Annotated in this window: 4 protein-coding genes; 1 reads left to right on the top strand and 3 read right to left on the bottom strand. The window is 43.9% G+C overall.

What is annotated here, in order from left to right; translation table 11 throughout:
• The 3 genes from AAGC65_RS18435 to AAGC65_RS18425 all read right to left on the bottom strand — a co-directional run.
• Positions 1-1,934: efflux RND transporter permease subunit (locus AAGC65_RS18435; RefSeq protein ID WP_343113935.1), on the bottom strand; the 1,934-nt coding region annotated here is incomplete at its 3' end.
• A gap of 38 nt (positions 1,935-1,972) precedes the next feature.
• Positions 1,973-3,127: an efflux RND transporter periplasmic adaptor subunit gene (locus AAGC65_RS18430; RefSeq protein ID WP_343113934.1), complete on the bottom strand. Its 1,155-nt coding sequence runs from the start codon at positions 3,125-3,127 to the stop codon at positions 1,973-1,975.
• 210 nt (positions 3,128-3,337) lie between these two features.
• Positions 3,338-5,326: a response regulator gene (locus AAGC65_RS18425; RefSeq protein ID WP_343113933.1), complete on the bottom strand. Its 1,989-nt coding sequence runs from the start codon at positions 5,324-5,326 to the stop codon at positions 3,338-3,340.
• Positions 5,327-5,766: 440 nt separating this feature from the next.
• Here AAGC65_RS18425 and AAGC65_RS18420 point away from each other — a divergent pair, with 440 nt between their 5' ends.
• Positions 5,767-7,662 (top strand): AAA domain-containing protein, encoded by a 1,896-nt coding sequence (locus AAGC65_RS18420; protein ID WP_343113932.1) that lies wholly within the window; start codon positions 5,767-5,769, stop codon positions 7,660-7,662.
• Positions 7,663-7,746 lie beyond the last annotated feature (84 nt).

Below are 7,746 nucleotides of genomic sequence, written 5' to 3'. Positions count from 1 at the left end.
ATACTCTCCTGGCTTTCATTTTTATCTTTACGGTGCTCCCAGGTTTTCAACTTCATGATCACCATCGCGTAAGCACTGCCCGAACCGGCTATAAAGTTAAAACCCACCAGTTTAAGCGTACTTTCAACAGCCGGGAAGGTATGGCCTATACTATCTATCTTATTGGCAAAAGCGTCGGTACGCTCCATTGATGATGCAGGCGGCAAACTGATGGCCGCAAACACCACACCCTGATCTTCATTAGGTACAAAGCTTGATGGAGTAGTTTTTACCAGGTAAACCAGTGTGGCGGCAAACGCCAATACAACTACAACCGCGATCCACTTTTTATGCGCCAGAAAATTTACCGACTTCTTATACTTACCGCTTACCGCCTCAAACGAAGCATTAAATATGGTATAAAACCGGTTGATAAATCCATGTTTGGGCGTTCCTTTTTCGTGCGGTTTTAAAAACAAGGCGCATAATGCCGGGCTTAGTGTTAAGGCGTTTACTGCTGAAAGCAAGATAGCCACGGCCAGGGTAATACCAAATTGTTTATAGAATACTCCGGTTGAGCCCGATATAAATGTTACGGGTAAAAACACCGCCGACATCACCAGGGTAATGGAAATGATGGCGCCGGATATCTCACTCATGGCATCAACAGCCGCTTTACGGGGAGATTTATAGCCCATATCCAGCTTGGCATGCACGGCCTCGACGACGACGATAGCATCATCCACCACAATACCAATGGCCAGCACCAACGCGAACAACGTGAGCAGGTTAATAGTGAAGCCGAATAGGTTGAGGAAAAAGAAAGTGCCCACAATAGCCACCGGAACCGCGATAGCAGGGATCAGGGTTGACCTGAAATCCTGCAGGAAAACAAACACTACAATAAACACCAGAATAAAAGCTTCTATCAATGTGCTGATCACCTTTTCGATAGAGGCATCCAAGAGTTCATTGGCATCAACCAGGTAGGCTATCTTCATGCCTTTGGGAAAAGTCTCTGAAGCAGCATCCAGGATCTTTTTTGATTCATTGATCACATTCCGGGCGTTTGAACCCGCTGTTTGGCTGATGGCCACACCTACCGATGGCAAACCATTGGTAATGATATGGAACGAATAATCAAGCGAGCCCAACTCCACCCGGGCCACGTCATTTAAACGCAGCAACTGTCCGTTCCCAACCGATTTGATGATCATGTTGCCAAACTCGGCAGCTGTTTGCAGCCTGCCCTTATACCTGATCACATACTGAAAAGACTGGTTACTGTTTTCGCCAAATTTACCCGGAGCGGCCTCAATATTCTGCTCATTCAATACCTCTGTAATATCATCAGGCACCAAGCCATAGCGCGACATAACATCGGGCTTTAACCAAATACGCATGGAATAATCCCTTGAGCCAAAAACCTGCGCATCGCCCACACCGGTAACACGCTGTATTTGCGGCACCAGGTTTATTTTGGCGTAATTTTGCAGAAAGGTTTCGTCATAAGTTTTATTTTCGCTGTATAAGGAGAAGATGATCAGGTTACTGCTTTGGCTTTTGGCCACTGTAACACCTGATTGGGTTACTACCAGCGGCAGTAAACTGGTTGCCCGAGAAACCCGGTTCTGCACGTTTACCGCGGCCAGATCGGGATTAGTACCCACCTTAAAATAAACCGTGATTGATGCCGAACCATCATTACTGGCCTGGGAGGTCATGTAAGTCATGTTCTCCACTCCGTTGATCTGCTCCTCCATCGGGATGATCACGCTTTTGAGCACCACATCGGCATTGGCGCCGCTGTAAAAGGCCTGTACATTCACCGTTGGCGGTGCTATATCCGGATATTGTGATATGGGCAGGCTAATAAGGCCCAGTATGCCCAGTATCAGCAGCAAAACTGAAATTACGGTTGACAGTACGGGGCGTTCTATAAATTTTTTAAGCATAATTTCGCTTTTGCAGGATTGAAAATTAAAACACTTAATTATTTAAGGCTGCCATATACAGAGCCATCGCTAACACTTACAGGCTTAATGGGTGTGCCATCCCTTAAGTTATTGGCGCTTTCCAATACTATTTTGTCGCCGGCGTGCAAGCCTTCTGTCACCACATAAAACTGGCCTGGTGTATTATCCATTACCTGAATCGCTACGTTTTTTATTTTGTTCTGCTTATCAACCAGGTATACAAAACGCTTATCCTGCAATTCATAAGTGGAGCTTTGCGGAACCAGCAGTCCCGATTTAATGGTATTAGGGATCCTCACTGATGCACTGCTTCCGCTGCGGATCATACCTCTTGGATTTGGAAAATCAGCCCTTACATTGGCTGCACCAGTAGCAGTATTGATCAAGCCGTTCACAGTTTCTACATGTCCCTGATGATCGTATGTTGTACCATCGGGTAATATCAGCGAAACTTTGGGCAGCTTGCTTATTTGGGCTTTGAGAGATGTTGCACCTGAACTGTCTTTACTAAAATCAAGTAATTGTTTCTCATTCAGGGCAAAATATACATACACATTAGCAGTGTTATAAACCGTAGTTAATGGATCGGTGGTAGTGCCGGTAACCAAACTACCCAGCTTGTATGGTAATGAACCTATAACCCCATTTACCGGGCTGGTAATAGTAGTATAACCCAGATTAACCCTGGCGTTAACCAAACTTGCCCGGGCCTGTGCCAGCGCCGCCGCTTTTGATTGCTGCGTGTACTCGGCTGCTTCCAGTTCATAGTGACTGATGATATCTTTCTCAACCAATGGTTTTACTTTATTCACCTGCATTTTGGCCATGCTCAGGTCGGCCTCGGCGGTTTTGATGCCTGCTTCGGCGGTGCGTACCTCCTGCTCATATTGTGGGGCGTTTATTTTAAAAAGCAGTTGGCCTTTTTTTACAACCTCCCCCTCATCTACATAAATTTTTTCTACATAACCATCAATCTTGGGTCTTATCTCTATATTTTGCTGGCCCTGTATGCTGGCAGGATAATCAACATTTAAGGTGGCTTGTCGAGGCTGCAAGGTAATCACCTTATAGTCTACCGCCTCCTGACCTGAGGCACCGCCGGCAGGTTTCTGACCATTGCCACAAGAGGCCAAAACGGCTGTAAGCAAAGTTGCTGTAGCAAAGAGCTTCATTTTTTGGGGTACAACAGGCTTATATTTTTTGCAGGATCTAATAAGCATAATAAGGTAAATAATTTGTAAAAATTCAGGGCAAAGGACTTCCAGCCGAAAAATACGGTATAATTTCTTATTTAGATAAGCAAAAGTTACTTATGTTACAGCTTGTTTTCGATAATGCTTACTTATTGTGGCTTACACTGGCTTGTAGTATTACCACGGCGGTTAAACCTTTATTAAAAAAGCATTTATTTTTTGATGTAAATCCTGGGCATCAAAAGGCTTGGCAATAAAATCATTCATACCGTAGTCCATACATTTTTTCATTACCTCATCGGTGGCATGCGCAGTTACCGCGATAATGGGGATAGTACTTTTTTCGTTATTCCAGCTTCTGATAGCCGCCGTAGCCTCGTACCCGTTTAGTTCGGGCATATCCAGATCCATCAAAATAAGATCGTAGTTGCCTTTTTCAAGCATATCAAGCGCTATTTTACCATTATCGGCAACATGCACGCGGTAGTCGTTTTTTTCAAGCACCTTAACAATAAGCAATTGGTTTAAGTGATTGTCTTCAGCAACCAATATCCGGGCATGTTTAGCTTTGCCTTGGTATTTATCGCAGTTTTCCCTATCCGCGTTTGGACATTCATCATCTTCAGTAACACCGCGCTGTTTATAAAATGGGAGTAAAAATCTAAAATCGGACCCTTGGGGCGTGCTTGATTTTATAAATATATCCCCGTTATGCAAATCAACCAGATGTTTGGCCATATTAAGACCTAAACCTATCCCGCCCAGCTCATGGTTATGTTTCAGCTGATCAAGGCTTACAAATATTTTACCCTGTTTTTCGATAGGGATACCCATACCTGTATCCTGAATACTAAACCCTATCCAAATGGTATCCTCGGTATTATCAATAACATATACATCGACAAAAACAGAGCCCTCCTCTGTATACTTTACAGCGTTTGAGACCAGGTTTACCAATATATGACTCAGGCGTAATTCATCACCCAAAACCATCTTAGGTACATCTGTCTCAATTTTATAACTAATAGCAAGGTTTTTTTTGTGTGCCTCGGGCTTTAGCATAGATATGGCATCGCGCACAATGTTATCAATGCTAATGGGGTCGCGCTCTAACTTTACCTTGCCCGTTTCCATTTTTGAAAGTTCAAGTATATTGTTCAGCAGACTTTTCAAAAATTCGCCAGATTTAATAATGGCCCCCAGATATTCTTTTTGTTCTTCGTTGATCTCCGATTCTTTTAGCAAAGCTGAAAAACCCACAATAGCGTTCATGGGCGTTAAAATTTCATGGCTCATGTTGGCTATAAACACCTGTTTAATTTTTTCAGATGCCTCGGCCCTGTCATTTTGCTTTCGTTCCTTGATCTGGGTATCCTTTAATTCTGATATGGTATGCGCCAGCTTATCAGTCATCTGATTAAAAGCAGTCGCTAAAACCCCTATCTCGTCACGTGAGTATACGGTAACGCGGGTATCAAACTGCTCTTCCGATACCTTTTTAGCACCTGATATTATTTCTTTAATACCCTTTTGTATACCCTTACTAATAGATATGGCAATCAGTATACCAGTTAGTTCAATAGTGAAGGCAAGGGCAATTAATATTTTCAACACCAGGTTTTCAAACCAACGCGAACCTTCGCCCAGGCTATAGGAGAAGCTATCCTCCATCGGTGTAAACTCCGCGTTAATAGCATTTACATAATTTAAAAACTGCTGAGTTTGCGTTGGTGTTATTTTACCCGAAACAATATTTTGATGCAATTGCCCGCTTACGGGTATCAGCTTGATCATGATACTCTCGGCCTTTTTCCAATAGTAAATGGTTTGCTTTAAATACTTGATCTGGTTAAAACGGAGCATCAGGTTAATCATACCGTCAATATCATCCGGGTGGTTACGGCCCGTCAAAAAGCCTTTACGGGCCATCTCATAATCAGGCACCGGTTTTTCAAGGGCGGTTCTGGCCATACCATCGCCCAAAGGAACCTTTAAAAACTCCTGAAAAGCCTGATAGTCTTTTTCATCATGTGAATACGCATACATGCGCAAGTGAGCCAGCGCGTCTTTCTGCGCTTTTGACCAAAGTCCTTCGCCGCCAACATATGAACGCACTGCCGATAAAGTCTTTATAGCGAAATTTAAGGTAAACAGCTCCACAATGATCAAAAAAGCCATTATACCAATGGTGAAATATAATTTTCTCGCGATCGGAATATCCCTAAACCACCTTACCAAAAAAAAATGTCTGCATGCTTCCCTCATCGTTGAATATTTCAGGCTTTAAAAATAGTTGAAACCTGAGTGTTATTTCCGTTTATAAATCAATATAAAATTCCATTTATTCCCCGAATTTGACACCCGTTCGTATTGTTCATTTTTATAATTATCCTGGCAAAATAATCACCTTGCGACAAACTTTATTATTTTTTATCAATAATTAATGATTTGGGACTTGGAGACTATGAGAAGATTGGACGTATTGCTAAAATGATAACCGGGGAATGGAAAGAAGAAATTTGTTCTTGCTCCTTTATCCCAACGTCCCATAGTCCAACAGTCTAATAGTCCCATATTCCCACAGCCCTTCCGTCCCAAAAACCTTACCTTTGCAGTTAATGGATTATTTTAAAAAGCTCCTTGATCTGCTCAATAAAGAAAAAGAGGAAGACCGTAACGCTTACTTAAAACTTACTGAAAATACAGGCGCTGCCGATCGCCGTGCACAAGGCTTGAGCTGGTACCCTGTTGCCATACGAGGCACCGAACCCGGCCGGGGCGATTATATTAATGTTGAAATAGAACGCACCACCCATAAAGATATGGCCCACCAGTTTCGTTTTGGTGTGCCTGCAGCATTGTTCTCCAATCATGATCCGCAAAAAGACCGTGTAGAGGGCACCATCACTTATGTAAATAATGATCGCCTCAAGATCACTCTGTATACCGATGAGCTACCCGACTGGAGCCGTGACGGCAAACTGGGCGTCGACCTGCTTTTTGATAACAATAGCTATGATGAAATGCAGAGTGCTGTTAAACAAGCCTCGGCATTAAGCGCCAAACCACTGGAAGGCCGCTTGATCAACATACTTACCGGTCAAAAGTCACCTTCGTTTAATACACTGCCCCCTGTATCTGTTCCTCTTTTAAATGCCTCGCAGGCAATGGCAGTTCAAAAAATACTTTCGGCGCAGGATGTGGCCATTGTACACGGTCCGCCCGGTACCGGCAAAACAACCACATTGGTACAGGCTATCATTGCGCTGCATCAGCAAAATAAAAAACAAATACTGGTAGTTGCACCCAGCAACACCGCCGTTGATTTACTCAGCGAAAAACTTACCGACGAGGGCCTTAATGTGCTGCGCATCGGCAACCCTGCCCGGGTATCTGAAAAATTGTTTTCGCTAACGCTCGATAGCAAAATGACGGACCACCGGGATAATAAAGAAGTAAAAAAATTAAAAAAACAGGCCAGCGCCTATAAGGATATGGCCCATAAATATAAACGCAGCTTTGGCAAAGCCGAACGCGACCAGCGAAAGGCATTATTCAATGAAGCACACAAGATCATGAAAGATGTTGCCGCCACCGAGCAGCACATTATTGATGACCTGGTGGCCAAAGCACAGGTTATTACCGCCACGTTGGTAGGCGCCAACCATTACACCATACGTGATGTAACGTTTGATACTGTAGTAATTGATGAGGCCGGCCAGGCATTGGAACCCGCTTGCTGGATACCCATATTGAAAGCTCAAAAAGTAGTATTAGCAGGCGACCATTGCCAGCTGCCCCCTACCATTAAATCGACTGAGGCTGCAAAAGATGGCTTAAGCACTACCCTGCTCGAAAAATGTGCCGCCCTACACCCCGAAGCCGTTGTGCTGCTGGAAGAACAGTATCGGATGAACGAAGCTATCATGGGCTTTTCATCAAAGGTATTTTATGAGGGCAGGCTCAAGGCACATGTTTCGGTAGCGCACCGGTTGTTATTTGAGGATGATATGCCCGTTTCTTTTATTGATACCGCGGGCTGCGGTTTTGATGAGCAGCAGCAAGGCACCAGTTTAGCCAACCCGGAAGAGGCCTCTTTTTTATTAAAACACCTGGCCCGGCTCATGACCGGCTTAAACCCTGCCGCGAGTATTCCGACTATAGCCGTTATTGCTCCTTATAAAGAACAGATCAGGGTGCTAAACGAACAACTGGCTGCCCATCCCGAGTTGCTCAAATACAATGATTATATAGCCGTAAATACGGTAGATAGTTTTCAGGGGCAGGAACGGGATGTGGTATACATCAGCATGACGCGTAGCAATAATGAAGGTGAGATTGGTTTTCTTTCGGATATCCGCCGCATGAACGTTGCCCTGACACGAGCCCGAAAGAAATTAGTGGTTATTGGTGATAGCTCAACCCTTACACGCCTGCCATTTTATGCCGACTTTATTAATTATACCGAAGGACTTAACGCTTATGAAAGCGCCTGGGCATACGCTGGCGACTAACATGTGGCACGAGTGTAATTTTACCACACAAATTACACACTTATGTAAAAAGCGCAAACGTTACCGGAGATAAATGTGCCAATT

Source organism: Mucilaginibacter sp., from assembly GCF_039207105.1.
Classification (GTDB): domain Bacteria; phylum Bacteroidota; class Bacteroidia; order Sphingobacteriales; family Sphingobacteriaceae; genus Mucilaginibacter.
The sequence above is the reverse complement of the archived record's forward strand: the minus strand, read 5'-3'. Positions and strand labels throughout refer to the sequence as shown.

Excerpts from the sequence above, each read along its gene's own strand:
- AAGC65_RS18430 (WP_343113934.1), bottom strand. The coding sequence starts at position 3,127 with ATGAAGCTCTTTGCTACAGCAACTTTGCTTACAGCCGTTTTGGCCTCT.
- AAGC65_RS18425 (WP_343113933.1), bottom strand. The coding sequence starts at position 5,326 with ATGGCTTTTTTGATCATTGTGGAGCTGTTTACCTTAAATTTCGCTATA.
- AAGC65_RS18420 (WP_343113932.1), top strand. The coding sequence starts at position 5,767 with ATGGATTATTTTAAAAAGCTCCTTGATCTGCTCAATAAAGAAAAAGAG.